We start from the raw sequence: 26,331 nt of genomic DNA on the forward strand, positions 1-26,331 counted from the left end.
CGCGCTCGGATGTCTTCTTCGCCGCCCGTCCTGAAGACGTCGCCTTCTTTGCGGGAGCCTGCTTCCTGGTGGCGGACTCCTTGGCCGGGGCTGCCTTCTTCGCGGCGGATTTCGTCGCAGAGGACTTCTTCCTCCGGGGTGGCTCCCGACCCGGCTTCCGGGAGCCTCTCCGGCGCTGCGGGCGCTCGGGTTCAGGCTCCTCTGGTTCCTCCTCTTGCTCTTCCTCTTCCTCTTCCTCTTCCTCTTCCTCTTCCGGTTCCTCCTCTTCGCCTTCCGGTTCCTCCTCTTCCTCGTACTCCTCCTCCGGCTCGTCCTCTTCCTCGTACTCCTCCTCCGGCTCTTCCTCTTCCTTCTTGCCGAGGCTGGCCGTGCGGTCACGGAGCGTGTCAGCGAGAGTCCCCATGCCGCGAGTGGCAGCAGCTGTCACTGCCTTGCGGCCTGCCTCGAGGAACTCCCCTTTCAGCTGGTCCTGTAGTTCGGCGACCTGCGGAATCTCCCCCAGCTTGCGCATTCCCTCTGCAGCGAGCTGGCGCGGCTCGATGCCGAACTGTCTGCCTGCCAGATACGTCCCCACGCTCAGGGCGAGCTTGCCCTTCTTCGTACGGCCCAGCACGTAGCCGCCGGCTATGGCCGCGGCAAGAGCCATCTTGGTCTGATCGTCCATGCGCACGTCACCTTCATCGTTCCCTCGGGGTCCGCCCGTGCCGTGCACACTGCTGCTGTCAGTGGTCCGTGCCTGACGGCGACCCACAGCAGCCGATTCTTCGAGCGCAACGAAGGGGGAACCTGGTCCTGCTCACTTCGGGCGGGGCCGGCCATCCACAGCCCGGCGACTCCGGCCACAACGGGCAGTCGCCTCGGCACGAGAGCCCCCACTCAATGCCGGTCCTGCTACTCACCAGTCTCGCCCGAATCGTGTCAGTCGCATCTTGAGGAGCTCGGCCTCCTGCTGCCGGAGGCGGCCGCTGTGGCAGCCGCGGTTGCCGGTCGCTGGTCAGTCCCCGACTCTCCAGCGGCCCCGTGGACGGCAGATACTTGATGTGCCGTGACGACAGCGCGGCCGTTGTGTCCTACTACTGCCCGGCGCGGTTCGGCCGGTGTCCAGCACGTCCGGGAGAAGGGCCCGAGAGCATGCCTGGCGCAGGAAAGTGGTGCAGGTGACATCCCCTGCCGGTATCGGTTCCCAGCCCGCCTCCCCCGCCCCGGAGGTGGCACTGGATGATGCCACCTTGGTCGTCCGCGCCCGTGACGGCGACATACGCGCCTTCGAGATGCTGGTGCGCCGCTATCAGGGGCCGATGTACCGCTTGGCACTGCGTATGCTCGCCAGCCGTAGCGACGCCGAGGACGTGGTACAGGAAGTGTTCCTGACCGCCTGGCGGCGACTGGGGCAGCTACGGGACGACGCAGCGTTCGTGGGCTGGCTCTACCGCACGACGACCAACCGGTGCCTGAACATCATCCGGGCACGCAGACCGGTCGCGGAAGCCGACCTGGACAGCCGCGAATCCGCCGATGCGGCCGGATCGCCCGAGCGGGCGGCACAGGTCGGCGAGGAGCTGATCGCGCTCGCAGCGGCTCTGACACGGCTGACACCCGAGCAACGGGCCTGCTGGCTGTTGAGGGAGGTTCACGGGCGCTCCTATGAAGAGATCGCGAGGGCGATGGGCACGACCCAGACGGCGGTACGCGGACGTATAGCGCGCGCTCGAGCGCAGTTGGTGGAGGCGATGGCTCCATGGAAATGAGCGACGCCCAGGGCTGCATGCTGCCGTGCGGCCGCGATGTCGAGACGGTGTGGGAGCGGCTCGATCCGGTCGATACCGGCGTGGCTGATGCCCATGAGCTCGCCTGCGAGTACTGCTCTGCGGCTCGGGAGAGCCTGGTGGTGCTGCGGGAGGCGACCGGCGAGCTGGCCTCGGAGGAGGCCGGACCTGCGCTGGGCCTGACCGGCCGGATCATGTCCGCGGTGCGCGCCGAGGTCCGCCGTCACCACATGCTCGCACTGCAGAGCCCGGAGCCGGGCGGGCTGCGGATCAGCGAGCAAGCGGTCGCTGCGGTGCTGCGACGCGCCGCCGATTCCGTCGACGGTGTGCGCGCGCGTCACTGCCGTATTGCCGTCACGGAGACGGACGGGGTCGTGGAGGTGGAGATGAGCCTCGCGGTGGCCTACCGCACGTTTTCCGCCCACGCTTTCGACGAGGTGCGCGAGCGGGTCCGGGCAGCCGCCACGGCACGGGTCGGGATGACCCTGACGCGTCTGGACCTGACTGTGGAGGACCTTTACGACGCATAACACCCCCGGGATCGGGCAGCAGACCGTTGAAAGAGACTGCAGTGCAAGGACACGGTGCTCGCCATGACAACGACCGTGCCGGACGACAAAGCCCGGGTTCCCCGCTTTCGTTGGGTCATCAGCGAGCCCGTGATCGCCGCCGTCGCCGTCCGAGCCGCTGTTGGGGTCCCTGGTGTCGTGCGGCTCGAACCCGGCCTGACCGGGCTCGCCTCCCAGGTGGCGCGTTCGGTACGCCAGAAGATCAACGGCCTTGCCCCCGCCCCGACCGAGGGTGTGAGAGTCACGGTCGACCACTCAGCCATGCCATCGATACTGCGTGTGTCCATCGACTTGGTCGCCTCCGGGCAGGACCAGGCCGGAATCGTGGGACGGGCCGTTCAGCGCGAGGTATCGCGTGCGGTCGCCACTGCCACGGGCCTCACTCCGCAGGCCGTTGTGGTGTCGATCATGGACATCGACTCTTACGGGACCGGTGCGTGGTGACGCCGCGAACAGAGATGACCCGCTCGCTCCTGGCCGTCCTGGACAGTATCCCCGGCCTGCGTCCGGCGACCCCCTCCACCACCCACATCGGCTCACGCGTGCCGTGGGACCTCGACACCTTGGCCGTCAGCATCAACGACGAACTCATCGAGATCCGCGTTGTCGCCCTCGCCCTCCCGCTTCCTCCGCTCCTTCGCGAAGCCGAGGCCGCCCTGCACACGGCGCTCGGAGAGACCCGGTGGAAGGACGCTCGGCTGCGCCTGGTCGTCACCGACATCGATGCCGCTGCCCTCACCCCTCTCGCTCACGTCGGCGACGCCGATGCCTGAGAGGGCATGACGTTCTCCCCTGGTGCGGGTCCTTCAGGTGCGACGAGCGCGAAGCCGCCTCGTCCTGAGCCAGAGAACCGAGGAGAGCACCATGACGAACCCGGCCACCACGAACTCTGCCGAACACTCCACTCTCGCCGCAGGTGACGCGAACCAGAGCGCCACCAGCACACCGGAATCCTCAGCACAAGCCTCCGGGCAGGGCTCCACCACCATCGCCGACGTCGTCGTCCAGAAGATCGCCGGTCTCGCTGCCCGCGAGGTACCTGGCGTATACGAGCTGGGAGGCGGAGCAGCACGGGCGTTCGGCGCGGTCAAGGGGCGCATCCCCGGAGCCTCCGCCAGCGCCGGACAAGGCGTCTCCGTCGAGGTCGGTCAGAAGCAGGCAGCCGTGGACCTGCAGATGCTCGTCGAGTACGGCGTGACCATACCCGACCTGGCCGAGGACGTCCGCAACAACGTCATCGACTCCGTCGAGCAGATGACGGGCCTGGAAGTCGTCGAGGTCAACATCAACGTCAACGACGTACACATCCCCACTGACGACAGTGACGGCGACCAGGGCACCGGCGACCGCGTCCAGTAGCCGCTCCCAGGCAACGTACGGCACCAAGGAGAATTGACATGACGTCCACTCTGATGGGGCTCCTGACAGGGCTCGTACTCGGTCTCGCCGCCGCGTTCGGCGGCTTCGACGCCTTCCTCATCGTCCTCGTTCTCGGGACGGTCGGGCTGCTGGTCGGGCGCTACCTCGACGGCGAACTCGACCTCGCCCAACTCACCGGCCGTGACAGGGGCGACTTCCATGGACGCCGCGATCACCACGTCAGCTGAAGCAGAGACCGGCGCGGCGCAGCGAGGCAGCACAACCATCTCCGACCGCACCGTGGAACGCATCGCCGCCCGGGTGTTGACCGAAGTCGAGCACATCGGCGGAACAGCCGGCCGGGTGCTCGGCATAGCGGTTCCAGGAGAACACGCCGAAGACTCGGCCCGGGTCACCGCGAAGGTCAGTGGCGACTCAGTCGCGGCGCTCGATGTCCGCCTGTCCGTCGTCTATCCGCAATCCGTCGTCCACACCACCGAGGACGCCCGAGCACGCTTGGTACGCCGCGTTGCGGACCTCACCGGTCTGACCGTGACCCGTGTCGACATCACCGTCACTGCACTGCGCGCTCCCGACTCCCTTACGAGGAGAGTCCTATGAAACGCCGTCCCCGCCGCACCGTCCCCGCCACTCTCACCGCGCTGGTCCTGCTCGCCGCCTGCGTCCTGATCACCATCGTCGCCATTCAGCTGATCATGGGACAGAGCTCGCTCATCGGCTACCGCTCCGTCACCGACACCCTGCACAGCACTCACTGGAACGACACCGCCGTCCTCGTCGCGGGCGGCACACTCGTCCTGCTCGGGCTCCTCCTGCTGCTCGCGGCACTCCTGCCGGGGAAGCCGAGGGTTCTGCCGCTGAGCGGTGACATGGACGCCGGCGTCACCAGGCGTAGCCTGCGCCACGCCCTGCAGAACACAGCCGCGAGTGTGGACGGGGTCAGCAGAGCGAAGCTGAAACTCGGCCGCCGCACGATCGTCGCCCGCGTCCGCACCGACCGGACCAACACCGAGGGGCTCACCGATGCCGTCCGTGCCGCCGTGGATCAGCACCTCGACCAGGTCACCCCGCTCACCCGTCCGGCCATGAAGGTCCAACTCCGTACCACCAGGAACGCACCATGACCAGCCTCAACCGCCCGGCCCGCCTCAACCGCACCCTGCTCGCCGTCCTCGGCGTCCTCCTGCTCGGCTCAGGCGCCTTCGCCCTGGCGGTTCACTTCGGCCGACTCACCTTCCTGGATTCGGACGCCACACTCATTCCCACCACCGCCGACCCGCCCACCTGGGCCCTCTGGATCGCCGCCGCCACCGCCACCGTTCTGGGGCTGCTCATCCTGCGCTGGATCGCCGCCCAACTCACCCGGCGCCCCAAAGCCCACACCTGGCACCTCGAGCGGAACCCCGAGCATGGCAGCACCGAACTGGCCGCGAACGCCGCCACGGCCCCCTTCCTCAGTGAAGTCACCACCTACCCCGGCGTCCACCACGCCCGAGCCACGCTCGCAGGAACCCGCCAGAACCCGACCCTCGCAATGGTCATCAGCACCGAACAGGGCGGTGATCTGACCACCATCAACCATCACCTCAACACACACGGGCTTCCCCGGCTCCGTCAAGCACTCGACCTCGACGCCCTCCCCTTCACCGTCGAGTACCGCTTCACCACCCACACCGGCAGCCGTGCGCACTAGGGTCTTTCGTTTGGATCAGGCCGGATCGGTGAGACGAGACCGGTGCCTGGGGATGGGTGGGTCCGCGCAGACATGTATGCAGCCATCGCGGGAAGAAGACGCTCACCCTGCTTTCCACTTAAGGCGGCACCGTGAGGTCCTGCGTGAACGCCCGCGAAGCAACTGCCGTCACCACGCGAGCATCCGAGGTCACGGATGACCTGCCGTGGATCGAGGACGGGAGCAAGATCGCCCCCAAGGACGCGCGTGTGCTGTCCCGGCTGTTCCTCGACCGGCTCCGGGCCCTGGAGGAGGGCACCAGCGAGTACCAGTACGCCCGCAACACGCTGATCGAGATGAACCTGTCCCTGGTGACCTTCGCGGCCCGCCGTTTCCGCAACCGGGGCAGCGGCGAGATGGAAGACATCATCCAGGTCGGCACCATCGGCCTGATCAAGGCCATCGACCGGTTCGACCTGTCCCGCGAGGTCGAGTTCACCTCGTTCGCGATCCCTTGCATCGTCGGCGAGATCAAACGCTTCTTCCGCGACACCACCTGGGCCGTGCACGTCCCGCGGCGCCTGCAGGAACTGCGCATCGACCTCGCCAAGAGCAAGGAAGCCCTCGTCGTAACTCTGAACCGCCCACCCACGGTGAAGGAACTCGCGACCCATCTGGACCTGACAGAGGAAGAGGTCATCGACGGCCTCGTGGCCGCCAACGGCTACATCGCCGGCTCCATCGACACCCCGGTCAGCGACGACGAATCCAGCGACGGCGGCCCGAAGTACGCGGATATCATGGGCGATACCGACCCAGCCCTGGCGTTGTTCGAAGACCTGCACGCGCTCGGCCCGATGCTGCAGAAGCTCGACGAGCGGGAACGGACCATCATCGAGATGCGCTTCGGCCAGGAGATGACCCAAGCGGACATCGGCCGCGAACTGAACGTGTCGCAGATGCACATCTCCCGCCTCCTCACCCGCACGCTCACCAAGCTCCGCACCAGTCTCCTGGGCGCGTGAGGGGTCGATCGGTTCGGTCGGCTGCCGGTGGGGTGGTGCTTGAGATACGGCGCTTCGGCGACTGGGACCCCATCCACTCCGGCCCCTTCGCATCCGAAGCACGGACCGCCGGCCGCCCCCACGGCTACTCGAAGGCCCTCAGGGTGTCCTCGCCGTCGGTCCACCAGACGCCGAGCCTTTGGCGGACCAGGAGCCAGCCGTCCGGGCCCCGACGGAATTCCCAGTCGTAGGGGCCACCCATGGAATAGGGAGAGGAGGTACTCCCAGGTGCGGGGACGCCGACGAACCACATGTAGCCGATGCCCGTTGCCCGGTCGCCCTCTACGTCGAAGTACATGTTGAGGATGTGATGCTGCATGCTCGAGTAGGGCGATTCCGCCTCTTCCACCTTCGCCCGGACCGCCTCCTTTCCGTGGATCTTCTCCCAGGGCCCGAACTCCAGCACCGCGTCCTCGGCCCAGCATTCGATCCAGTTCTGCCAGTCCTTGCGGTCCAGCTCCCTCCACCCGCGGATCATGAGGGCCCGCAGAGCTTCCTTGTCCTCCAAGACCTTCAGTCTGCGGGCCAGGCTGTCGTGATCGGCGACCGTGTGCGGCATGTCGGTTCCTTCCCGGAGGGGTTACTGGACGATTGCGGCGGGACGGACGACGAGTTCGTTGACGTCGACCTCCGAAGGCTGGGAGACGGCGTAGGCGATGGCCTCCGCGACGGCGGAGGCGGGCAGTGCTACGGCGCGGTAGGTCTTCATGGCTTCCCGGGAAGCAGGGTCGGAGATGCTGTCGGCGAGTTCGGACTCGGTCACGCCCGGGGAGAGGAGAGTGACCCGGATGTTCCCGGTGGACTCCTGACGCAGTCCTTCGGAGATCGCGCGGACGGCGAATTTGGTGGCGCAGTAGACGGCGGCGGTGGGAGAGACCTCGTACGCGCCGACGGAGGCGATGTTCACGAAGTGCCCGCCACCCTGGGCGCGCATCGCGGGCAGGGCGGCGGCGATACCGTGCAGGACCCCCCGCACGTTGACGTCGATCATCCGGTCCCACTCCTCGACCTTCAGCGCGTCCAGCGGCGAGAGCGGCATCACTCCGGCGTTGTTGACCACCACGTCCACGCGGCCGTAGCGCTCGCGGGCGGCGGACACGAAGGCCCGGACATCGGCAGCATCCGTGACATCCAGACGCTGGAACGCTGCAGTGCCGCCTGCTGCGGTGATCTCCCTGGTCAGCGCATCGAGACGATCGGTGCGCCGCGCTCCGAGGAACAAGCGGTGGCCGTCGGTGGCAAGTCGGCGGGCGGTCGCCTCGCCGATCCCGCTGCTTGCTCCGGTGACTGCCACGACCTTGGCTGTGTCGGTCATGTCTGATCTTCCTCTCGTCAGAGCACGAGGTGCTCGTGGTGAAGCACACCGTCACGGATGTCGCCCGTCGCAGCGAACCCGGAGTCGGCGACGTCATCGATGTGGCTGCCGGTCGCCGTGGAGCGGCCCGTGTACGCACGGCGCCGGCTTCCGCGGGCCTCGTCGTACCTGCCGTCCGCCCGCGACTCCCTGGCGGATGTGACCCTCCGCAGACCCCCACATGCCGACCACGCCGGCATTGCCCTCTCCGTGTTCCCCGTCACGACGGACTCCCCTCGTCCATGGGTGCAGATCTGCCCTGCCCGACCGAGTCTGGACAGGCCGAAGACCGCCGACCAGGACGTGTGTTGGGGGGGGGGGGGGGGCCCCCCCCCCCCCCCCCCCCCCCCCCCGCCGCCTGAGTGAGTTACCGCCAACCCCGCGCGGGGTTTGGGGGCGGCCCGCCGGGGGGGCGGGGGGGGCCGCGGGCCCCCCCCCCCCCGCGGGGCGCGGCCCCCCCCCCCCCCCCCCTGGGGGGGGGGGGGGGGGGGGGGGCCCCCCCCCCCAACACACCACCCCCACGGCCTAGCCTGAAGACATGACCGACAACCACCTGGGAGAGTTCCTGCGCGCACGCAGGGCGGCCCTGCGGCCGCACGACGTCGGCATGGCGAGCTACGGCGTGCGCAGAGTCACCGGACTGCGCCGTGAGGAGGTCGCCGTGCTGGCCGGGGTGAACGCGGATTACTACACCCGCCTGGAACAGGGGCGCGAACGCCACCCCTCGCCCCAGGTACTCGACGCGCTCGGCCGCGCCCTGCGACTGGGCCTCGACGCCCACGCGCACCTGCACCAGCTGGCCGGGACAGCGCCGAACAACCAGTTCGCCCACACCACGGACCGGGTCAGTCCCGCCCTTCGCCAGCTGATGGACGGCTACCCGGGCGCCCCGGCGTTCGTCATCAACCGGACCTTGGACGTCCTGGCGGCCAACGCCCTGGCCGAGGCCCTGCACTCACCCTTCGAGCAGGCGGACAATCTGGCCCGCATGACCTTCCTCGACCCGGCAGGCCGACAGTTCTACACCCGGTGGAACTTCACGGCGCAGGCCACCGTGGGTCACCTGCGCCAGGCAGCCGGCCTCGCCCCGGACAACCCGCGGCTGCGGGAACTCGTCCGTACCCTCACCGAGCACAGCGCGGACTTCACCCGCCTGTGGAACACCCACGCCGTGCGTGGCAAGACCCAGGACGCCAAGCACTTCCTCCACCGGGACGTCGGCCCCCTTACCCTCACCTACCAGGCCTTCGACGTACGCGACGCTCCGGGCCAGCAACTCATCACCTACCAGGCCGAATCCGGCAGCCCCAGCGCCCAGGCCCTCAACCTGCTCGGCTCCATGCACGCCACCTCGAACCAAGCCGCGATGTAGCCGAAAGCGTCGGCCTGGATCTGCCGAGCAACCGCCTCAGCCGGCGTTCGCGTTCGGACACCACTTTGAGCAAGCCCCCGGAAACGCCGAGATCCCGTCCGATCATGATCGGACGGCCCGCATCACGCCGCCGGTCCGGGCACGGGTTCGGCGTGAGGACAGTGGTCCGCCCGTCCGGGCGACACCCTGCAGGCCCCCTCGAATGCCGGGCGCTGACGGGCCGCAGTCCGGGCAGACGGATCGGACGGATCGATCGGGGCTCCCGCCACGTTCCCCGTCGCGGCACCAGCCCCCCACTTCCCCGCTCTCCCGTTCGAAGTTGGCTTGAGTGTGCGAAGAAACGTGCAGAACGGCCGTTACCCGATTCGGGTCCGCCGTCCGGATGTTGCGCCGGGCAGCGCGACCGGTGGTGCGCCCGGCATACGTCAGCATTTTCTGTTGACCGTTGAACGGTGGGTGTAGCGGTCAGTGAATGTCAGGGCCACGCCCACCGCACATGCATGCCCTGTACAGGTGACGGTTACGGAAATGTCCGCAAACGGCAACGTGCCCCGACCTGCCCTGCCGCAGGCCCTGGTGACGACGCAAAGTTGGGGTCCTCGGCCCACACCGGGCCGGAAACCCGCACCGCCGCCACCAGCCATATCGGCTGGTGGAGCACCGTTCTTGAGGGGGACACCAGCTATGTCTGCTTCTTCGACCGCCCGCCGTATCGCCGCGACCGTCCTCGCCGCCGGAGCCGTCGTCTGCACCGTCGCCCTGCCCGCCTCCGCCGACACCCGCGACCGGGACCCGCGGGTCGAGATCAGCGACGTCCAGGCCGACAGCCCCGGACGCGACAACGGCTCCAACCGCTCCCTGAACGCCGAATGGGTCGAGATCACCAACAACGCCCGCCGCGCCGTCGACCTGGACGGCTGGACCCTGCGCGACGACGACGGCAACCGCTACCGCTTCGACCACTTCCGCCTCGCCGGCCGCGCCACCGTCCGCGTCCACACCGGCATCGGCCGCGACACCCGCACCGACCTCTACCAGGACCGCCACGACTACGTCTGGGGCAACCACTCCGACAAGGCCATCCTGCGCGACGACCGCGGCCGCACCGTCGACATCGAGTCCTGGGGCCGCCACCACCGCAACTGAGCGAACCAGCCGGTGACCGGGACGTCTGCAGCGACAGCAGACCCCCGGCAACGGTGGACCATGAACCGTGTGTGCCGGGCAGCCTGACCTGCCCGGCACACACATGTGCCCCCTGGGGGCCGGCCCTGTGGAGGACCGGCCTCTTCGGGCACGGCAACCTCACGGAAGAGGGAAGAGGGAAGAGGGAAGAGAAGCCTGCGGACCACCGGCCCGGGTGCCCAACAGCGCCGGCCATGTCAGCGCCCGGCGGCGGACCGCGCGGGTGAGCTGACGGCGATACTGGCCGGTCCCGGGAGCGCGGCGGTCGTGCTGCCGTGGGGTCGGACGCACCGGCACGTCCCCACGTGGTCACGCGTCATCCGTCGCCCCGCCGCTTCGGCCTCCTCTGCGCCACTCAATGGGTTCGACCGGAAGGTTTGAATCCGATTTCCCGGCGCAGACGGTAAGTGAATTCAGCCGCACGTCCCGAGACGGGAGAGGATCACCATGGGCATCATCGCCTGGATACTCATCGGCTTGTTCGCCGGAATGATCGCCAAGCTCCTGATGCCTGGCAAGGACCCCGGCGGCATCATCATCACCATGCTCATCGGTATCGTCGGCGGCCTTCTCGGAGGCTGGCTCGGCAAGGTCGTCTTCGGGGTCGACTCGATCGACGGCTTCTTCGACCTCTCCACGTGGATCGCGGCGATCGCCGGTTCCCTGATCCTGCTCGCCCTCTACCGGCTCTTCACCGGAAACAGGCGCTCCCACCGGCACGCCTGACGGCCGGTGCGAAGTCACGCAGACGAGGAGCTATATCCGTAGCTGGTGCTGTGCGGCTCCCACGCCCTTGGTGGGTGGGAGCCGCACAGCACCAGCTACGGGCACGAGAAGGTCGCCGCAAGAGGCTCCTGCCATGGGCGACGAACCGACACCGGGTGTTCGGATCCCGGTCGGGATGTTGAGGAAGTGCCGGTGGGCCGTGGTCGGCCCGAGCCGTCGGCGAAGCGCTGGTCGCCGATGCCGCCATACGGCGTCGTCGCCACCGAGTCTGGTGGCCGCTCGGACGGCGAAGTCGAGGTCCGGGACGAGGAAGTGCACGGGCCGGCGGGGACGGACCTGCAGATCCGGCGCCGCCTCGGCAGCGCCGCCGGTGATCGGGGCGAACGGTGTCGCCCTCGCGCCCCAGGACGACGTGTTCGTCGTCGTAGGTCACCTGACAGCAGTCGGCTGTTCGCAGGCCCGGTCCAGGACCTCGGCGTAGAAGATCGCCGTATCGAAGGCATCGCCGGTCCGCAGCTCGAGCCACGCGGGCGCTTGCTCCTGGCCCGTGCTCGAGCGGCCCGTGCTCGAGTTTCGGGATGACCCTGACCTGCCGGATACCAAAACGGCCCCGTCACGGTCGGCGACCAACGCCGCCCGGCCGGCACCGAAGCCGAGCGGGCCGCCCGCGACCGTGGCGTTCCGCTCGCGGATACGGGCCGCGGCACCCATCCAGGTGCCTCCGCTGCCGGCCGGCCGGGACTGGCTGATCGGAACGGCCCGGCATTCGCAGGACTCACAGGGTTTCCACAAAGTCGGCCCCTAACTTCCCGACGGGCGCAGGCAGATGGGCCTCGCCCCGATCCAGGAGGCAGACCGTCATGAAGAACGCGAGAACCACCGCGCTGGCCCTCACCGCCGTCGCGGCCCTGCTCGCCACGTCGGGCGCCGCCGCGGCCGACACCGGGAAACCGTCGCCCGCTCAGGCCCGGACCGGTGACGGCGCGAAGGCGCTGTGCAAGCGCGTACCGAAGATCGAGAAGCGACTGCAACGGGCCCTGGACCGCCTCGGCGGCGGCCCGGCACAGCGCGGCTCCGTCAACAGGCTGGAAAAGCGCGCCGAGAACGCCAGAAAGGCCGGACACAAGGAGATCGAGACCCTCCTCAACGACAAGCTCACCTTCCGCCGCTCCCTCGTCCCCGCACTGGAGAAGCGCCAGAAGGACCTCGCCCCGGTCAAATCCTGGTGCAAGACCCACCGCGACGGAGCCGCCAAGTGAGGGCCACGGTCAGGGCCCGCCGACACGCCACCGTGGCAGTCGCGGGGGCCTTCGTCTGCCTCGTGGGGCTCACCGGTTGCGGCCATGGCGGGGAGGGGAAGGACGGAACGGCCGACGAGTCGGTGACCACCGGTCCCGGGGCGGACGTCACCGAGATGCGCCGGCTGGTGGACGCCGCGGAATCGGCTGCCGCCGAGGCCGAATCCGAGGCGGCGAAGGACGACTGACGGCCCGTCGGAGACAGGACGGGGGTCCCCGCGCGCAGGCACCTTCACGGCAATGTCGTGCAACCGGAATGGCCGAGGGGACGCAGGGCAGGCGAACGACAGCTGTCCGTTGACCCGACGCCGAAGGTGGCCCCTGAAATGCTCGCCAGCCAGTACACCGGAAAGCCGTCGATCACCACGCATGACGCGAGCGCTGGTGCGAAGGACGAGACGATGGTCGGGGTCGGAGGGCTACCGCGGATAGAGGAGGCCGAGAAGATCGCCCCCAAGGACGCGCGGGCGCTCTCGAAGCTCTTCTTCGACCGGCTCCGGGTTCTCGACGAGGGAACGCAGGAGTACCAGTACGCCCGCAACACCCTTGTCGAGATGAACCTCACGCTGGTCCGGTTCGCGGCAGGCCGGTTCCGCAATCGTGGCTCCGGGGAGATGGAGGACATCGTCCAGGTCGGCACGATCGGGCTGATCAAGGCGATCGACCGGTTCGACCTCAGCCGGGAGGTCGAGTTCACCTCCTTCGCCATGCCCTGCATCGTCGGCGAGATCAAGCGCTACTTCCGCGATTCCAGCTGGGCCGTTCATGTTCCCCGGCGTCTGCAGGAACTCCGGGGCGATCTCGCCCGGGCCAAGGAAGAGCTGTCCGTGAGGCTGGGTCGTGACGCGACGGTGCACGAGCTCGCCGAGCATCTGGGACTGAGCGAGGAGGAGGTCATCGAGGGCCTGGTGGCCTCCAACGGCTACACCGCCGGGTCCCTCGACACCCCGCTCGCCGATTCCGACGACGGGCCGGGCCACGGCGGCGCCGCGCGCCCGCTGGCCGAAGTCATCGGGGACCGCGACCCCGCGCTGGAACTCGTCGAGGACTTCCAGACGCTGGCGCCGCTGCTGGAGCAGCTCGACGACCGAGAACTGACCATCCTGCGGATGCGTTTCGGCCAGGAGATGACACAGGCCCGGATAGGCGCCGACATCGGCTGCTCCCAGATGCATGTCTCCCGACTGCTGTCCCGCGCTCTGGCCAAGCTCCGCCACGGGATGCTCACCGACGACCGCTAGGGCCGCTTCGGTGCGCGGCTGGTCAGCGGCCTGTGAGGGCACGCAGCTCGGGAAGCAGCTTCTCTGCCGCCCACTCCAGATAGTCGTGCTGGGTGTCGCCACCGATCTGTACGAGCGCCACCTCGGTGAAGCCCGCGTCGACGAAGCGCTGCACCGCCTCCACGACACCCTTGGGGTCGTCACCGCAGGGGATCGCCGAGGCCACGTCGTCCGGCCGTACGAACCGGGTTGCGGTCTCGAACGAGTCGGGGTGCGGCAGTTCCGCGTTGACCTTCCAGCCCATGCCGAACCACCTGAACTGCTCGTGCGCGCGGCGCACGGCCGCCTCGCGGTCGGTGTCGTAACAGAGGGCCAACTGTCCCACCCGCGGCTTACCGGCGCCGCCGGCCCGGTCGAAGGACTCCACCAGGTCCCGGTCGGGTTCCACCGCGATCAGGAGGTCTGCGTGGCGGCCCGCGAGCTCGCAGGAGCGGTCCCCGGAGACGGCGATCCCGATGGGCGGTGCCTGGTCGGGCAGGTCCCAGAGCTTGGCGGAGTCGACGGTGAAGTGCTCCCCGCGCCGGCTGACGTGGCCGCCCTCGAACAGGGCCTTGATGATCTCGACCGCCTCACGCAGCATGCCGATGCGCACGTCCGCGGGCGGCCAGTCACCCACGATGTGCTCGTTCAGGTTCTCACCGGAGCCCAGCCCCAGCCTGAAGCGTCCTTCCGAGAGCAACTGGAGCGTTGCCGCCTTCTGGGCCACGACGGCCGGGTGGTACCGCATCGTCGGGCACGTCACGAAGCTCATCAGCGGGATCTCAGAGGTCGCCTGCGCCGCCGCACCGAGCACACTCCACGCGTACGGCGAATGCCCTTGGGTACGCAGCCACGGAAACGCGTGGTCCGACGTGACCGAGAAGTCGAAGCCGACGTCCTCCGCGTGCACCACGTGGTCGACCAGCTGCCGGGGGCCGGCCTGCTCCGTCATCATCGTGTATCCGATTTGCACCATATGACTGCGCTGCCCGTCGTGGGCGTCAGGAAACGTCGACCGCGTCTTCGCCCCGGACGCCGCTCCACCGAGCCGCTCGCACGGAGGTCCGAGCGGCCGACGTACCGCTCCCCCGGCAATCGGCCGGCTGGCCGTCGGGCCCGGTTCTGCGCCGGGTTTGCGGGGGGCCGCAGGCAGGCGCACGGTGAACAGGGTGCCGCGGAGCACGGCATCGCGGCGCCTCACGGACCGCGAGAGGAACGATCACGATGAGCAAGGGCAAAGCCAAGGCGAAGCAGGCCAAGGGCAAGATGAAGGAGACGCTCGGGAAGGCCACGGGCGACCGGTCCATGGAGCACAAGGGCCAGGGCGAGATGCTGGGCGGCAAGGCGCAGGAGATGTCAGAGAAGGCTGCCGACAAGGCCCGCAGGGCGACCGGCCACTGACGGACGCAGGCCCGTGTCGCAGCCGGCGCACTCCCGGTGACGCCGGCGGGGCGATCACCGCTCTGCGGGTCGTCACGGGCACGGGGGCTGGGCGACCGTTCACGACACGCCGGAGCCTTGCAGGGCGGTCTCGATGAACACCGACCGCAGGGGGGCTCGATGAACACCGACCGCAGGGGGGTCTCGATGAACACCGACCGGATGAGCAGGACTCAGGGGGACGAGATGGTGGTGGACGGTCATGTCCGATGATTCGACCGAACCGCGGGCGGCAAGGCCGGCACGTGTCCCGCGTGTCACGCCCCTCCAGGACGGTCCGCTGCTGATGGAAGGCCCGATCGAGATCGTCATGCCGGATGGGAGTGTCCAGCTGTGCGAGCGCCCGACGGTGGCGCTGTGCACCTGCCGGCGCAGCCAACGGTTCCCGTTCTGCGACACCAGCCATCGTTCACGCGTTCGGCTCGGTGATGAGCGGCCGGGCTGAGCAGCCGAGGAGGGTCAGTGGGGCCGTTCGGCTCGGACGACGACCAGCTCCTCCTTCTCACCGTCGGGTCCGAGCAGGCCCTCGTCGCGCAGCCAGGACTGCCGGGACCGCAGCACCGGGCCGAAGGTGACGTAGCGGCGCTCCGTGACCGTGGCCGCCAGACCGGCCGCCCGCATGCACGCGAGGGTGGGGGCGATCCCGCTGAGGGCGGAGTGCACGACGAGCAGCACACCGCCTGGCCGCAGCAGCGGAGGTACTTCCCGGCAGATCCGGTCGAGAACCAGCCGGCCGTCGCGGCCGGCGTCCCAGGCACGGGCGGGGCCTCGTCGGGCGGGGCTCGGACTGGGCACATAGGGCGGGTTGGTCACGATGAGGTCGAAGGTGCGTCCCGCGACCGGTGCCGTCAGATCACCGCGCAGGACACGCACCGGTGTCCGGGCCACGAGGGCGTTGAGCCGTGCGGTCCAGACGGCTCGCCTCGAGATGTCCACCGCCGTGACGCGCGCGCCACGGGATGCGGCGACCAGCGCCAGGGCTCCGGAGCCGGTTCCCACGTCCAGGACCGTGGCCTGCGGTGGAAGCGACTCGTTGCGGAGTGCGTCCGCGAGCAGGGCCGTGTCGTCCTGCGGGGCGTACACGCCCGGGAGAGTAAGCAATGCCACATACCACTGGTACCCGATCTTATCCGGCGAAACATCCGGATCTCGGTCTGCCGTTCACGCGCAGCGACGATCGGTTGCTCCGCCATGCGTCGAGCACATGCCCGGCCAGACGATCGTCGATGTGACAGGTCGCGTCGACACCGAAGGCGACGTCGGACTCCAGCTGTGGCTCCTCCTCCAGCAGCCCGCCGATGACCTCCCGTCGTACAACCTGCTCGTGCACGGCGTCTGCCTCGACGTGCTCGCTGTAGAAGAACTCCGCCGCGGGTCCCGCCCCCGTGCGCCGCATGGCGGCTGCCAGTCGCCGGGACGCGGGCGACGACGTGACTTCGACCTGCGCGAAGTGCCCGACGAGACATCCGCGCAGCGCCCGGTGCAGACCGAAGAGGGACATGAGATTCACCGTCGCCAGCATCTGCGCCGGTGCGGCGTCGAGATAGTGGCCGTAGGAGGTGTCCAGGCCGAGATCCGTCATCAGGTCGGCGAAAAGCTGAGCATGCACCCGCTCTGGGCGTCCCCCGCCGTACTCGTCGAACTCCACGGCCGCCATTCCGGCCTTTGCCCGCCCCCACAGGCGGGGCAGCACCCAGGCGTGCGGATCGGCCTCCTTGAGGTGGTACAGCGATCGCTGCGCCGCGTATTCGCCGAGCTGCCACAGCTCTCCCCGCTCCTGCAGGAAGTGGGACACTCCTGTCCCGTCGACAGGCTCCACGAGCAGCGGCGCCAATGCGTCGTCCACCGTTTCGTGGCGTGTGGCGTCCCGGCGCAGAGCGGCGAGGAAGCAGTCCTCGAGCGGTCGCCGTGCACTCAGCAGCGCCGGATCCCACTCGTACGAAGGGTCCACCCCGGCGAAGCCCCGGTAGTGCAGCTCGTAGCAGACGTACAGAGCCAGTTGGAGATCGTCGCCGTAGGGGTCGCGGTCCGCGGCCGTCGCGGCGACCGCAGCCGGTGGCGGTACGTCTGCGCGGAGGTACCCGATGATCGCCGCCGACAGGTCCCCACGCGCCTCCGGCAGCACCGGACCCCGCTGGTCGATGGCCATGCCTTACCTCTACCCCGTATCCGTCGTGACACCGCCGGCTGCCCCGGGCCCGTGCCTTCCGGCGGTGGGCCGGTGCCTTCCGGCGGTGGGCCGGTGCCTTCCGGCGGTCCGGGCAGTGGGGCCGGGCGCCGTGCGGGTAGGCATTGCATCGTGGAGCAGCACCGGAGCCCGTTGATCGTCTACGCGAACTTCTTCTCCGACGCGGCAGTGGGCCTCGCCGCACACGAGGTCATGGCGGCCTGGGCGGAACAGGCTCCGCGCAAGATCTGGCTGCTGCGTCCCGGAGACGTACTCGTCACGCCCGTCCCGCTGAGCGAGGCGTTCCGGCGCTACGCGAGCGACCTGCTGGGCGTACCACGGGAGTCCGTCGCCGTGGTGACAGCGCCGCCCGCACCAGGTCTGCCGATGGCGGAAGCGCTGTGCCGGGCCGGGCTGCTGGACACGCTGCGCCGGCTCGTCGCCGAGCGGCCGGGAGCCGAGCTCCTGCCCGTGGCGCTGGACGCCTCCACGGCCGCCTTCGCCGCACGACTGGGCCTGCCCGTGGCTCCGTACGGGCCCGGAGGTCTGGAGAGGGGTGCCGTGGATGTGGCGTACCGGCTCAACACCAAGTCCGGTTTCCGTACCGTCGCGGCTGATCTGGGCATGCGCATACCGGCGGGCCGGGTCTGCGGCGCCGAGGGGCTCCGGGCGACGGTGGCCGCGATGCTGGGCGGATACGAGCGGGTCGTGGTCAAGCCGGATCGCTCCGCCGGGGGACAGGGACTGAGATTCCTCTCCCGTTCGGACCCCGCCCCCATGCCACCGCCGGAGGACCCGGCCGGCACGTGGGTCGTGGAGCAGTGCCTGGACGTGGCCCGGTCCGTCAGCATCCAGATGGAGGTGGGCCAGGCCGGGCCACACGCGGTGTTCAGCGGCGAGATGCGCACCGCGGGCGGCTGTTACACGGGATATGTCTCGCCCCTGGAGGACGCCGCACAACCCTTCGTCGCGGAACTGGAGCGATGGGGCGCGGCGCTGGGTCGGCATCTGGCGCGGTTCGGGTACGCCGGCCCGTACGGTATCGATGCGGTCATCGCCGCGGACGGCAGCCTGTACGCCACCGAGAGCAACGTCCGCCGCACCGCCACCACCACCGCGCGGTCCATGGTCGAACGCCTCGGCCGCGCCGCCGGGCTCGGCTCCCCCGCATGGCTGCTCGGGAAGCGGCCCACGCGGTCGCGGCACGACTTCGACGACGCCTTGCGGCTTCTGCGGACGCGGGATCTGGCCTGGGACCCGGGACGGGGCGAGGGAGTGGTGCTGTACGGGGACGCTCCCGCCGACGGGCGGTCGTGGCGCTACGCGGTGATCGCGTCCGGCCGGGCAAGGGCGGCGGAACTGGAAGGAGCCTTGGCGGGTGTCATGGCCTTCGAGGACGACTGAGGAGGCCTTCGACCGAGGACCGGAACCCGCGCGGGCCCGCCGCACACGGGCGTCGCGCAGGAGCCGCGTGAACCCGACTCAGCACGTCGGTGAGGGTGTTGAGCTCCTCTCCCGCAGAAGGAAGGAATGGCCCGCGGGGTCCGACATGAGACGTGCTTCGCGCGGGGTGTTCCGGTCCGTCACGTCCATCGGGGTGGCGCCCAGGCCGACCGCCTCCCGCTCCGCCGCGTCCAGCTCGCCGGGCGGGACGAGGACGTACACATGAGCCTGCTGCGAGTCCTCCGGCCGGGGCCAGCTCGGCGGTGCGAATCCGTGGTCGCGCAGGAACGCCAGCACCGACCCGTCGTGGGCGACCACCTCGATCCTGTCGGGATCGCCGCTCGGCCGGACCTCGGCGTCCAGCAAGGCACCGTAGAACTCGGCGAGTGCCTCAGGTTCCGCACAGTCCAGGGCGAGAACCGCCGTCTTCTGAATTCCCATTTCCCCTCCGCTCGCGAGAAGTCCTGGGCGGCGGGTACCCCGCGGGCCGACACGCATGCGGCGCGGGCGCGAAGTGGCCCTGGACGGAGGGATCACTCCGCCCAGGGCCACTTCGTTTCTCTGAGTGACGACTGACCACATGCGTCACTTGTGCTTGCGGATCCTTCCCTTCACCTCGTCCGTCGCGTCGCCCACGGCCTTCTCGGTTTCCGCAGCCGCCTGCTTGCCTTCGCCCTCGACGCGGTCGCTGGCGCCCTTCAGGCGCAGCTCGTCGTCGTCCATTGCACGTCCGGCCTTTCCCTTGGCCTGGCCCATGGTTTCCTGGGCCTTGCCGTGCATCTTCTTCGCCTTGTCAGCCACGGGGATCAACTCCTCGACCGGGTGACGTTGCTTTCCGGCTCACCCCTGCCACTACCTCGTACTGGGGTGCGCAAACGTCATTCCAGGATTCCGTCATTCCTCTTCTTCGCCCTCTTCGTCCTCTTCCTCGTACTCGTCTTCATACTCTTCGTCCGGCGTGCCCTCGTCGTCCGGCTCTTCCTCGCCCTCCGGCTCCTCCTCTTCCTCTTCCTCTTCGTCGTATTCTTCTTCGTCCTCCATGGCCTCTTCGTGGCTGCGGACCACTTCGCCGTCGCGGATTTCACCCCGCCATCCCTCGACTTCCTCGTCGGCGAAGGTGACATGACGCACGAAGTGCTTGAAGTCCAGCCGCAGACGACGCCCTTGGGCCCGCCAGATATTGCCGGTCTTCTCGAAGAATCCGGACGGGTAGTACTCGACGGCGAGCACGATGCGGGTCAGAGTGGGAGTCAGCTCATGGAAGCTGACGCAGCCGCGTGTGGTTCCTTTGGCACCCTCTGATGTCCAGATGATGCGCTCGTCCGGCACCTGTTCCTGGACCGTGGCCTTCCAACCCCGCGTCGAGGGACCGACCTTGAGCTTCCAGTCGCTGGCGATCTCGTCGTTCTTCGACACACTGCGGACACCCTTGGTGAACGTGCTGAACTCCTCGTACTGGGTCCAGTAGTTGTAGACCGTCCGGAGCGGTAGACCGACGTCCTGGACCTCAAGGATGTTCATGGACTTGCCGCCACCGGACTTGCGCCCGCCTCCCCCGCCCAGGAGGTCCTTGGCCTTGCCCACCACACTGTCCTTGATTCCCTTGGCCTTTCCGCCTATGAGGCCTTTCATGATGCCGCCGATCCCGCCGCCGGAGAGCGCACCGGACAGGGCACCCGAGAGCGCACCTCCGTTCTCCGCGACATCGGACAACTGGTCGGTGAGATCCCCGAGTTTGTCACCGGCTTTGTCCGCAAGGTGTCCCACCTGAGCGCCGAGGAAGTCGACGAACTCGTCGCGCAGCTGCTCCATTCCTGAGGCTTCGCCCTTGCCGGAGTCACGGTCTGTCCTGGCCATCGCCTACCTCCGCCGTCCGGCCGCCTTCTTGGCGGTCGACTTTCTCGCCGTCGTCCTCTTCGCGGCCGTCTTACTCGGAGCGGCCTTCTTCGCAGGGGCCTTCTTGGCCGGGGCCTTCTTCGCGGCAGCCTTCTTCGCGGGCGCCTTCTTCGCGGGGGGCCTCTTCGCCGGGGCCTTCTTCGCAGCAGCCTTCTTCGCAGGCGCCTGCTTCGCCGGAGCCTTCTTCGCGGGCGCCTTCTTCGCGGGGGGCGCAGCCTTCCTGGCAGGCGGCTTCTTGTGGGGAGCGGGCCTTGGGGTCCTCTTTGCGGCCGGCCGACGACGGCGCGGCGGCTCCTCCTCTTCCTCTTCTTCCTCCTCGGGCTCCTCCTCGGGCTCTTCCTCTTCCTCTTCAGGCTCTTCCCCCTCTTCCTCTTCAGGCTCTTCCCCCTCTTCCTCTTCGGGTTCCTCCTCCTCTTCCTCCTCCTCTTCCTCCTCAGCGGCCGGCCGACGACGGCGCGGCGGCTCCTCCTCTTCCTCCTCTTCCTCTTCTTCCTCTTCTCCCTCTTCTCCGGGCTCTTCCTCTTCCTCCTCGGGCTCTCCCTCTTCCCCCTCTTCCTCTTCTTCGGGCTCTTCCTCTTCCCCCTCTGGCACTTCCTCCTCCGGCTCCTCCTCTTCCTCCCCCTCGTCACTCTTCTCACCGAGGCGCAGCCTGCGCTCGTGGAGAGAGCCCGCCAGATCGGCGAGGCGCCGGTCGACCGTGGACGCGAGGGCCTTGCGTCCCGCATCCAGCAGTTCACCCCGTATCTGTTCGTTCAGATCGGCGACTTGCGGAACTTCCTTCAGCCGACGGAGCCCTTCCGTCGCCAGCTGTTGCGGGTCGAGCCCGAACCGCCGCCCAGCGACGTATGTCGCCATGGCAAAGGCGAGCCGCCCCTTCTTCGCACGTCCGAGCAGATATCCGCCCGCGACCGCGGCAGCGAGAGCGATCTTGGTTGTGTCGTTCATGAACTGATCCCTCCGGCAAGGGCCATTGAGGAAGAAAGAACGGGACCCGGCAGCTCACAGGGAGACTGCCCGCGTCGATGTCAGCTATGTCCCTATATGATGAAATTGTATGTTCGCGCGTGGAATGTGGCGCCCGCTCCGCTCACCGGAGACCGACCATGACCGCAGCAGAACCCGCCAGAAGGCGGCCCAAGGGCAAGGCGGCGGCAGCCATGCGCGCCGCGGCCGAACAGCTGCAGCAGTTGCTCGGGCGCGTCCCGGAGTCCGTGTCGGCCCTGAAGCCGACGGAAGACGGGTGGGAGGCCGATGTGGAGGTCGTCGAACTGGAGCGAATCCCCGAGACCACCAGCGTGATGGCCACGTACCGCGTGAGCCTGGACAAGGACGGCGACCTGGTGGCTTACGAAAGAAAACGCCGTTACACACGTGGACAAGTCGACCGGCGGGACCGCTAGGCAGAGGCCGGCCGGTGAAGGGAGGCACCATGACGGTGGTGCCGCAAAGCGGTGGCAGCGTTTCCAGGGGCAGTGGCAGTGGAGGCAGCACCCTCTACGACGTCCTGGAACTCATTCTTGACCGCGGGCTCGTCATCGACGTGTTCATCCGCGTCTCACTGGTCGGAATCGAGATTCTGAAGATCGATATCCGCATCGTGGTGGCCAGCGTCGATACGTATCTGCGCTTCGCCGAGGCCTGCAATCGCCTCGACCTCGAGACAGGCAGCAAGAAGCCTGCGCAGCTGACCGACATCGTCGGAGACACGGTCGAGAGCGGGGCGCGCGGCAAGTCGAAGGGCGCACTCTCCGGCGCCACGGAAGCCGTGACGGACAGCATCAAGAAGGTCACCAAGGGCAGCGACGAGGGCGAGGAGGAGGACGAGGAGGTCAAGGAGCCTGCGGAGAAGCGCCGGCGGCCGACGCGGCGGCCTCCCTCCCGGCGCGCGAGAGAGCGCGAGGAGGAGTGAGCCATGGCCGTGTACGTCTACTCCATCGCCGGTGAAGAACATCCGCTCCGGCTCGAAGGTGTCACCGGAGTCGGGGACCCGCCCGCCGCCTTGCGCACGGTGACCGAGGGGTCGCTGCATGCGGTGGTCAGTGACGCACCGGCCGACTTGCGTCCCAAGCGCCGCGATGTCACGGCGCATCAGGAGGTCCAGGACCGGCTCATGGCCGACGGCACCGTACTTCCCCTGAGATTCGGACTCACCGCGGAGGACGACGAGGCCGTCCGCGTCGCCCTGAAGGACCAGGCCGCGGAGTTCATGGACCGCCTGCAGGCGCTGGAGGGATGTGCCGAGTACAACTTGAAGGTGTCCCAGGACGAGGAGGCGCTGCTGCGTCAGGTCCTCGAGGACTCGATCGTGGCACGGGAACTCAACGACGAGATCCGCAGCGGCACCGCCGGGCCGGATGCCTCCCTTGCGCTCGGCGAGCTGGTCGCCGGGGAGGTACAGGCCCGCCAGGAGGCGCTGGCCACGGGAGTGATCGAGGCGCTCCGTCCCTTCGCCCGGGAGCAGGAGGTGTCGCAGCCGACGGGCAACGACTTCCTCAATGTCTCCTTCCTGATCGGCGAGGATCAGGAAGAAATGTTCCTCACCACGGAGTTGAGCGTCTCCAACCAGATGGGTGAGGATTTCGAGTTCCGCCTCAACGGCCCCCTCCCCCCGTACAGCTTCGTCTGAAGGACACTCCATGGGCCTGCTCAATCAGATACTGACTCTCCCGCTGGCACCCGTGCGCGGCGTGGCCTGGGTGTTGGACCGCGTCGTCGAAGAGGCAGAGAACACGTACTACGACCCCGCGCCGGTGTACGAGGAACTCGCTGCCCTGGAAGCGGATCTCCGGGCCGGCCGCATCGACGAGGAGACGTTCGAGCGGAGAGAGAACGAACTGCTCGACCGGCTCGAGGAGATAAGCGCGTTCTGGCAGGAGCGGGGCGCGGCGCAGTGAGCGAATCCCCGGCCCACAGGCTCGGCTCCTACCCTTCCAGGGCGGCGCCGCCCTACAGCCAGGGCTCTGGGACCACGAACCTCGCCGACATCCTTGAGCGCGTGCTCGACAAAGGCATCGTCATCGCGGGCGACATCCAGATCAATCTGCTCGACATCGAGCTGTTGACCATCAAACTCCGTCTGCTGGTCGCCTCCGTCGACAAGGCGAAGGAAATGGGCATCGACTGGTGGGAACACGATCCCGCGCTGTCGTCCCGGGCCCATGACGAGCGGTCCCTCGCCGACGAGAGCAAACGGTCGCTCTCCGAGGAGAACAAGCGGCTCAGGGCGGAGATCGACGCCCTGCGGCGCGGCGCGATCACGGAAGGCGAAACGGCTCCGGAGGAAACGGCTCCGGAAGAGGACGAGGAGGAGCCGCCGCCGAGGGCGGGCCGTCGCGGAAAGAAGGCACGTGATGACTGACAGCGTCACATACGCCTACGCGGTGGCCCGCAACACCGACGGACTCGAGGAGTCCGTCGCGGCCCTCACCGGTGTCGCCGGTGCCCCTGTCCACCTTCTGGCCGGTACGCGTGGAGGCGAGCCGGTGCTCGTGGTGAGCCCGGTGCCCGCCGGGGATTTCCAGGAGGAGGCCCTGAAACGCCACTTCGAGGATCTCGGGTGGCTGGAGGCGGTCGCCCGCGCGCACCACGCAGTGATCGAGGCGCTCGCCGAACGCACCACGGTCCTTCCGATGCGGCTCGCGACCGTGTATCTCGACGACGACCGTGCGCGCGGCGTCCTGGCCGCGGACCGGGACGCGTTCGAGGACCGTCTGAGCCACCTGGCCGCGCATGTCGAATGGGGGGTCAAGATCTATGTGGATCCGCCCGCCGCTCGAGCCGCCGCTCCCGCCGCCGCTCCCGGCCCCGATCCGGCGACGGCCGGGCTCTCTCCCGGGCGCGCCTACCTGCGTACCCGCAAGGCACAGAAGAGCGTGCGGGACGACGTCTACCGGGTGGCGCAGCAGGCCGCAGAGCGGGTGGAGGCCGTGGGGCGCAGGCATGCCGCCGACCGCGCCCGGCACCGGGTGCAGCAGGGGGAGCTGGCCACCTCGCCCGGCGAGAACGTCGTCAATGACGCGTATCTCGTGCCCCGTGAGCGCGCCGAGGACTTCCGCAGCGAGGTGAGCCGTGCCGCGGACGGCCTCGAGGGGGTGCGGGTGGAGGTCACAGGCCCTTGGGCGCCGTACTCCTTCGCGATGCCGACGGCCCCGTCCGACGACGCGGCGGAAGCCTGACGTCCATGACCGGGCCCGGTCGTCCCTCGTCGGAGGCGGAGTCGGAGGCTCTGGCGAGCCGCCAGGTCGCCCTCATCGATCTGCTGGACCGCCTGCTGCACGGCGGTGTGGTCCTCACGGGCGACATCGTGCTCTCCATCGCCGACATCGATCTCGTCCGCATCTCGCTCCGTGCACTGATCATGTCGATTCGTACGCAGCAGGCCGGGAACGACGATGACGAATGAGGAGGCACGGGGCGCGGGGCGCCGTCTCGACGAGGTCGCGGAGGCCGCGGCCCGCGCCTTCCGGCTCCTGCCCGCCGGTCCCCGGGATCTGCCCGCGCCGCCCGGCACGACATCGCAGGCACGGCCTCACCGGATCAGCACCGATCGTGACACCGTGGAGCGTGACCTGGTCAGACTCGTGCTCACCCTGGTCGAGCTGCTGCGCCAGCTCATGGAGCGGCAGGCACTGCACCGGGTCGACCAGGGGGACCTCACCGAGGAGCAGGAGGAACGCCTGGGGGCGACGCTGCTCCTGCTGCACGAGCGCATGAACGAGCTCTGTGCCCAGTACGGGCTGACCATGGACGAGCTCAATCTCGACCTCGGTCCGCTGGGGCCTCTGCTGCCGCCCCCGGAGTGACCCGGCCGCGCTCCAACGCGGCGAAGAGGCTGTCGTCGAGGTGGGCCAGCAGGTCGGCGGTGTCCCGGTACACCGCCTGGGCTCCGGCTTCTTCCAGATCCTCACGGGGAAGGCCGCCGGACAGTACGCCGACGCAGCCGGCCCCGGCCCGGATCCCCGCCTGCATGTCCCAGACCGAGTCACCGACGAAGATCGCCTGGGACGCGGGACAGCCGGCGAGCTCCAGCGCCCGCCGTACCGGCTCCGGAGCGGGCTTCCCGTACGGGACGTCGTCGGCACTGGCCGTTCCTGCGATCACCTCGTCGGCGCCGATGGCGCGGCGGAGCGCGCTCAGTTCGTCGCCGCCGGCCGATGTGGCCAGCACGATCCGCCAGCCGCGGCCGGCCAGGGTGCGCAAGAGATCGCCCGCGTGGCTGATCGCGGCCAGACGGTCGTAGTACGTCGCGTACAACGTCTTGTGGGCGGCACTGATCCGGGCGTCCTGTTCGGGGACCCGGTCCTCGCCGAGCAGATGCGCGATCAGATCCCCCGACCTGAGCCCCAGCGCCCGGTGGATGTCCCGGCTCGCGACGAGATGGCCGGCCTGTCGGAAGGCCTCCCACCACGACGTCACATGCAGATGATTCGAATCGACCAGCGTCCCGTCCACGTCGAACACCGCCGCGTTTGCCATTGTGCGTCTCGCTTTCCGAGGGAGAGTTCCGATCATGCCGAGCCGGACGCCCCCTCCCGGGCGCGCCACGCTCTGGTGCATCCGGCGCGCCAGGTGAAAGTGGGCCTGCGGTGGGGAGCCGGTCCGGCTCTCGACGCCGGTGGCCGTGTGGGCAGCGCCGACGGGCGGAGCGGGCCCGTGTAGTTGAATCGACAACAGGCGCAGTTCCGGAGTCTCGGCCAACAATGGTGATCCGATGGGCGTGCGCCCCTCTGGGCGCCCGGGG

General features: G+C 68.9%; 38 protein-coding genes and 2 pseudogenes. 27 read left to right on the forward strand and 13 right to left on the reverse strand.

Going from position 1 to position 26,331, the window contains the following annotated elements:
* Position 1: 1 nt before the first annotated feature.
* Positions 2–664: pseudogene (locus ACFU5O_RS15010) on the reverse strand (histone protein); the annotation flags it as partial.
* 493 nt (positions 665–1,157) lie between these two features.
* On the opposite strand from ACFU5O_RS15010, the gene ACFU5O_RS15015 reads away from it, so the two are divergent.
* The 10 genes from ACFU5O_RS15015 (at position 1,158) to ACFU5O_RS15060 (ending at position 6,412) form a co-directional block, all read left to right on the forward strand.
* Positions 1,158–1,748 carry an RNA polymerase sigma factor gene (locus tag ACFU5O_RS15015; RefSeq protein ID WP_384240201.1) on the forward strand — a complete coding sequence of 197 codons (591 nt, stop codon included), beginning with the start codon at positions 1,158–1,160 and terminating at the stop codon, positions 1,746–1,748.
* Positions 1,745–2,296, forward strand: a complete 552-nt coding sequence (locus tag ACFU5O_RS15020; protein ID WP_384240203.1) for an Asp23/Gls24 family envelope stress response protein — start codon at positions 1,745–1,747, stop codon at positions 2,294–2,296. Before ACFU5O_RS15015 ends, ACFU5O_RS15020 begins: the two co-directional genes overlap by 4 nt.
* A 63-nt stretch (positions 2,297–2,359) precedes the next feature.
* A complete protein-coding gene (locus ACFU5O_RS15025; RefSeq protein WP_384240205.1) occupies positions 2,360–2,779 on the forward strand; it encodes an Asp23/Gls24 family envelope stress response protein in 420 nt (139 codons plus the stop codon).
* Positions 2,780–2,793: 14 nt separating this feature from the next.
* Positions 2,794–3,108, forward strand: coding sequence for a hypothetical protein (locus ACFU5O_RS15030; RefSeq protein ID WP_384240207.1), 315 nt, complete (start codon positions 2,794–2,796; stop codon positions 3,106–3,108).
* Between the two features lie 91 nt (positions 3,109–3,199).
* Positions 3,200–3,694 carry an Asp23/Gls24 family envelope stress response protein gene (locus tag ACFU5O_RS15035; protein WP_384240209.1) on the forward strand — a complete coding sequence of 165 codons (495 nt, stop codon included), beginning with the start codon at positions 3,200–3,202 and terminating at the stop codon, positions 3,692–3,694.
* A 38-nt stretch (positions 3,695–3,732) separates the two neighbouring features.
* The gene (locus tag ACFU5O_RS15040) at positions 3,733–3,942 is read left to right on the forward strand and encodes a hypothetical protein (protein WP_384240211.1); all 210 of its coding nucleotides are present in this window, start codon (positions 3,733–3,735) and stop codon (positions 3,940–3,942) included.
* Positions 3,914–4,315, forward strand: coding sequence for an Asp23/Gls24 family envelope stress response protein (locus ACFU5O_RS15045; RefSeq protein WP_384240213.1), 402 nt, complete (start codon positions 3,914–3,916; stop codon positions 4,313–4,315). The genes ACFU5O_RS15040 and ACFU5O_RS15045 overlap by 29 nt, the downstream gene beginning before the upstream one ends.
* On the forward strand, positions 4,312–4,839 hold the full coding sequence (locus tag ACFU5O_RS15050; RefSeq protein ID WP_384240215.1) for a DUF6286 domain-containing protein: 528 nt from the start codon (positions 4,312–4,314) through the stop codon (positions 4,837–4,839). Before ACFU5O_RS15045 ends, ACFU5O_RS15050 begins: the two co-directional genes overlap by 4 nt.
* A complete protein-coding gene (locus ACFU5O_RS15055; RefSeq protein WP_384240217.1) occupies positions 4,836–5,408 on the forward strand; it encodes a hypothetical protein in 573 nt (190 codons plus the stop codon). The genes ACFU5O_RS15050 and ACFU5O_RS15055 overlap by 4 nt, the downstream gene beginning before the upstream one ends.
* A 143-nt stretch (positions 5,409–5,551) precedes the next feature.
* Positions 5,552–6,412 (forward strand): SigB/SigF/SigG family RNA polymerase sigma factor, encoded by an 861-nt coding sequence (locus ACFU5O_RS15060; protein WP_384240219.1) that lies wholly within the window; start codon positions 5,552–5,554, stop codon positions 6,410–6,412.
* 124 nt (positions 6,413–6,536) lie between these two features.
* On the opposite strand, the gene ACFU5O_RS15065 is transcribed toward ACFU5O_RS15060, so the two are convergent.
* The 3 genes and pseudogenes from ACFU5O_RS15065 to ACFU5O_RS15075 all read right to left on the reverse strand — a co-directional run bounded on the left by ACFU5O_RS15065 (position 6,537) and on the right by ACFU5O_RS15075 (position 7,988).
* Complete coding sequence (locus ACFU5O_RS15065) at positions 6,537–7,010, reverse strand: nuclear transport factor 2 family protein (protein WP_384240220.1); 474 nt, start codon at positions 7,008–7,010, stop codon at positions 6,537–6,539.
* 21 nt (positions 7,011–7,031) lie between these two features.
* Positions 7,032–7,766 carry an SDR family oxidoreductase gene (locus tag ACFU5O_RS15070; protein ID WP_384240222.1) on the reverse strand — a complete coding sequence of 245 codons (735 nt, stop codon included), beginning with the start codon at positions 7,764–7,766 and terminating at the stop codon, positions 7,032–7,034.
* 17 nt (positions 7,767–7,783) lie between these two features.
* Positions 7,784–7,988 (reverse strand): annotated as a pseudogene (locus ACFU5O_RS15075) (Atu4866 domain-containing protein).
* A 355-nt stretch (positions 7,989–8,343) separates the two neighbouring features.
* Between ACFU5O_RS15075 and ACFU5O_RS15080 the strand changes: the two are divergent.
* From ACFU5O_RS15080 to ACFU5O_RS15090, 3 genes are all read left to right on the forward strand, one after another.
* Positions 8,344–9,177 carry a helix-turn-helix transcriptional regulator gene (locus ACFU5O_RS15080; protein WP_384240224.1) on the forward strand — a complete coding sequence of 278 codons (834 nt, stop codon included), beginning with the start codon at positions 8,344–8,346 and terminating at the stop codon, positions 9,175–9,177.
* 684 nt (positions 9,178–9,861) lie between these two features.
* On the forward strand, positions 9,862–10,323 hold the full coding sequence (locus ACFU5O_RS15085; protein ID WP_384240225.1) for a lamin tail domain-containing protein: 462 nt from the start codon (positions 9,862–9,864) through the stop codon (positions 10,321–10,323).
* 486 nt (positions 10,324–10,809) lie between these two features.
* Positions 10,810–11,088: a GlsB/YeaQ/YmgE family stress response membrane protein gene (locus ACFU5O_RS15090; protein WP_384240227.1), complete on the forward strand. Its 279-nt coding sequence runs from the start codon at positions 10,810–10,812 to the stop codon at positions 11,086–11,088.
* Positions 11,089–11,517: 429 nt separating this feature from the next.
* Here the strand turns inward: ACFU5O_RS15090 and ACFU5O_RS15095 are convergent, their stop codons facing one another.
* Complete coding sequence (locus ACFU5O_RS15095; protein WP_384240229.1) at positions 11,518–11,799, reverse strand: hypothetical protein; 282 nt, start codon at positions 11,797–11,799, stop codon at positions 11,518–11,520.
* A 149-nt stretch (positions 11,800–11,948) separates the two neighbouring features.
* On the opposite strand from ACFU5O_RS15095, the gene ACFU5O_RS15100 reads away from it, so the two are divergent.
* The 3 genes from ACFU5O_RS15100 (at position 11,949) to ACFU5O_RS15110 (ending at position 13,627) form a co-directional block, all read left to right on the forward strand.
* Positions 11,949–12,347 carry a hypothetical protein gene (locus tag ACFU5O_RS15100; RefSeq protein WP_384240230.1) on the forward strand — a complete coding sequence of 133 codons (399 nt, stop codon included), beginning with the start codon at positions 11,949–11,951 and terminating at the stop codon, positions 12,345–12,347.
* A complete protein-coding gene (locus tag ACFU5O_RS15105; RefSeq protein WP_384240232.1) occupies positions 12,344–12,574 on the forward strand; it encodes a hypothetical protein in 231 nt (76 codons plus the stop codon). Before ACFU5O_RS15100 ends, ACFU5O_RS15105 begins: the two co-directional genes overlap by 4 nt.
* A 138-nt stretch (positions 12,575–12,712) precedes the next feature.
* Entirely contained in the window at positions 12,713–13,627 is a 915-nt protein-coding gene (locus ACFU5O_RS15110; protein WP_384240233.1) for an RNA polymerase sigma factor SigF, read from the forward strand.
* Positions 13,628–13,649: 22 nt separating this feature from the next.
* Here the strand turns inward: ACFU5O_RS15110 and ACFU5O_RS15115 are convergent, their stop codons facing one another.
* On the reverse strand, positions 13,650–14,621 hold the full coding sequence (locus ACFU5O_RS15115) for an LLM class F420-dependent oxidoreductase (RefSeq protein ID WP_384240235.1): 972 nt from the start codon (positions 14,619–14,621) through the stop codon (positions 13,650–13,652).
* A 248-nt stretch (positions 14,622–14,869) separates the two neighbouring features.
* Here ACFU5O_RS15115 and ACFU5O_RS15120 point away from each other — a divergent pair, with 248 nt between their 5' ends.
* Both ACFU5O_RS15120 and ACFU5O_RS15125 read left to right on the forward strand, forming a co-directional pair.
* The gene (locus ACFU5O_RS15120) at positions 14,870–15,046 is read left to right on the forward strand and encodes a CsbD family protein (RefSeq protein WP_384240237.1); all 177 of its coding nucleotides are present in this window, start codon (positions 14,870–14,872) and stop codon (positions 15,044–15,046) included.
* Between the two features lie 241 nt (positions 15,047–15,287).
* Complete coding sequence (locus ACFU5O_RS15125; protein WP_384240238.1) at positions 15,288–15,530, forward strand: CDGSH iron-sulfur domain-containing protein; 243 nt, start codon at positions 15,288–15,290, stop codon at positions 15,528–15,530.
* A 14-nt stretch (positions 15,531–15,544) separates the two neighbouring features.
* On the opposite strand, the gene ACFU5O_RS15130 is transcribed toward ACFU5O_RS15125, so the two are convergent.
* Together ACFU5O_RS15130 and ACFU5O_RS15135 are read right to left on the reverse strand one after the other, a co-directional pair.
* Positions 15,545–16,192: a HemK2/MTQ2 family protein methyltransferase gene (locus ACFU5O_RS15130; protein WP_384240240.1), complete on the reverse strand. Its 648-nt coding sequence runs from the start codon at positions 16,190–16,192 to the stop codon at positions 15,545–15,547.
* 19 nt (positions 16,193–16,211) lie between these two features.
* A complete protein-coding gene (locus tag ACFU5O_RS15135) occupies positions 16,212–17,234 on the reverse strand; it encodes an iron-containing redox enzyme family protein (RefSeq protein ID WP_384240241.1) in 1,023 nt (340 codons plus the stop codon).
* Between the two features lie 150 nt (positions 17,235–17,384).
* On the opposite strand from ACFU5O_RS15135, the gene ACFU5O_RS15140 reads away from it, so the two are divergent.
* Positions 17,385–18,656: a peptide ligase PGM1-related protein gene (locus ACFU5O_RS15140; protein WP_384240243.1), complete on the forward strand. Its 1,272-nt coding sequence runs from the start codon at positions 17,385–17,387 to the stop codon at positions 18,654–18,656.
* A 78-nt stretch (positions 18,657–18,734) separates the two neighbouring features.
* On the opposite strand, the gene ACFU5O_RS15145 is transcribed toward ACFU5O_RS15140, so the two are convergent.
* The 4 genes from ACFU5O_RS15145 to ACFU5O_RS15160 all read right to left on the reverse strand — a co-directional run bounded on the left by ACFU5O_RS15145 (position 18,735) and on the right by ACFU5O_RS15160 (position 21,536).
* On the reverse strand, positions 18,735–19,136 hold the full coding sequence (locus ACFU5O_RS15145; protein WP_384240245.1) for a VOC family protein: 402 nt from the start codon (positions 19,134–19,136) through the stop codon (positions 18,735–18,737).
* Positions 19,137–19,280: 144 nt separating this feature from the next.
* Positions 19,281–19,496 carry a CsbD family protein gene (locus ACFU5O_RS15150; RefSeq protein ID WP_384240247.1) on the reverse strand — a complete coding sequence of 72 codons (216 nt, stop codon included), beginning with the start codon at positions 19,494–19,496 and terminating at the stop codon, positions 19,281–19,283.
* A gap of 93 nt (positions 19,497–19,589) precedes the next feature.
* A complete protein-coding gene (locus tag ACFU5O_RS15155; protein ID WP_384240248.1) occupies positions 19,590–20,552 on the reverse strand; it encodes an SRPBCC family protein in 963 nt (320 codons plus the stop codon).
* Between the two features lie 3 nt (positions 20,553–20,555).
* Positions 20,556–21,536: a histone protein gene (locus ACFU5O_RS15160; RefSeq protein ID WP_384240250.1), complete on the reverse strand. Its 981-nt coding sequence runs from the start codon at positions 21,534–21,536 to the stop codon at positions 20,556–20,558.
* A 158-nt stretch (positions 21,537–21,694) separates the two neighbouring features.
* Between ACFU5O_RS15160 and ACFU5O_RS15165 the strand changes: the two genes are divergently transcribed.
* From ACFU5O_RS15165 to ACFU5O_RS15200, 8 genes are read left to right on the forward strand one after another with little or no spacing between them, the layout of a single operon-like run.
* Positions 21,695–21,991, forward strand: coding sequence for a gas vesicle protein (locus tag ACFU5O_RS15165; protein ID WP_384240252.1), 297 nt, complete (start codon positions 21,695–21,697; stop codon positions 21,989–21,991).
* 29 nt (positions 21,992–22,020) lie between these two features.
* Positions 22,021–22,500, forward strand: coding sequence for a gas vesicle structural protein GvpA (locus tag ACFU5O_RS15170; RefSeq protein WP_384240254.1), 480 nt, complete (start codon positions 22,021–22,023; stop codon positions 22,498–22,500).
* A 3-nt stretch (positions 22,501–22,503) separates the two neighbouring features.
* Complete coding sequence (locus ACFU5O_RS15175; protein WP_384240255.1) at positions 22,504–23,217, forward strand: GvpL/GvpF family gas vesicle protein; 714 nt, start codon at positions 22,504–22,506, stop codon at positions 23,215–23,217.
* A gap of 10 nt (positions 23,218–23,227) precedes the next feature.
* Entirely contained in the window at positions 23,228–23,485 is a 258-nt protein-coding gene (locus ACFU5O_RS15180) for a gas vesicle protein GvpG (RefSeq protein ID WP_384240257.1), read from the forward strand.
* Positions 23,482–23,949 (forward strand): gas vesicle protein, encoded by a 468-nt coding sequence (locus ACFU5O_RS15185; RefSeq protein WP_384240259.1) that lies wholly within the window; start codon positions 23,482–23,484, stop codon positions 23,947–23,949. The genes ACFU5O_RS15180 and ACFU5O_RS15185 overlap by 4 nt, the downstream gene beginning before the upstream one ends.
* Complete coding sequence (locus tag ACFU5O_RS15190; protein ID WP_384240261.1) at positions 23,942–24,766, forward strand: GvpL/GvpF family gas vesicle protein; 825 nt, start codon at positions 23,942–23,944, stop codon at positions 24,764–24,766. Before ACFU5O_RS15185 ends, ACFU5O_RS15190 begins: the two co-directional genes overlap by 8 nt.
* A gap of 5 nt (positions 24,767–24,771) precedes the next feature.
* Complete coding sequence (locus tag ACFU5O_RS15195) at positions 24,772–24,993, forward strand: gas vesicle protein (RefSeq protein WP_384240263.1); 222 nt, start codon at positions 24,772–24,774, stop codon at positions 24,991–24,993.
* Entirely contained in the window at positions 24,983–25,393 is a 411-nt protein-coding gene (locus ACFU5O_RS15200; protein ID WP_384240265.1) for a gas vesicle protein K, read from the forward strand. Before ACFU5O_RS15195 ends, ACFU5O_RS15200 begins: the two co-directional genes overlap by 11 nt.
* Here the strand turns inward: ACFU5O_RS15200 and ACFU5O_RS15205 are convergent.
* Complete coding sequence (locus ACFU5O_RS15205; RefSeq protein WP_384240267.1) at positions 25,344–26,066, reverse strand: HAD family hydrolase; 723 nt, start codon at positions 26,064–26,066, stop codon at positions 25,344–25,346. The two genes, ACFU5O_RS15200 and ACFU5O_RS15205, sit on opposite strands and share 50 nt — an antisense overlap.
* Between the last annotated feature and the right edge of the window lie 265 nt (positions 26,067–26,331).

It is taken from the genome of Streptomyces sp. NPDC057445 (genome assembly GCF_042802855.1).
Taxonomy (GTDB): Bacteria; Actinomycetota; Actinomycetes; order Streptomycetales; family Streptomycetaceae; genus Streptomyces.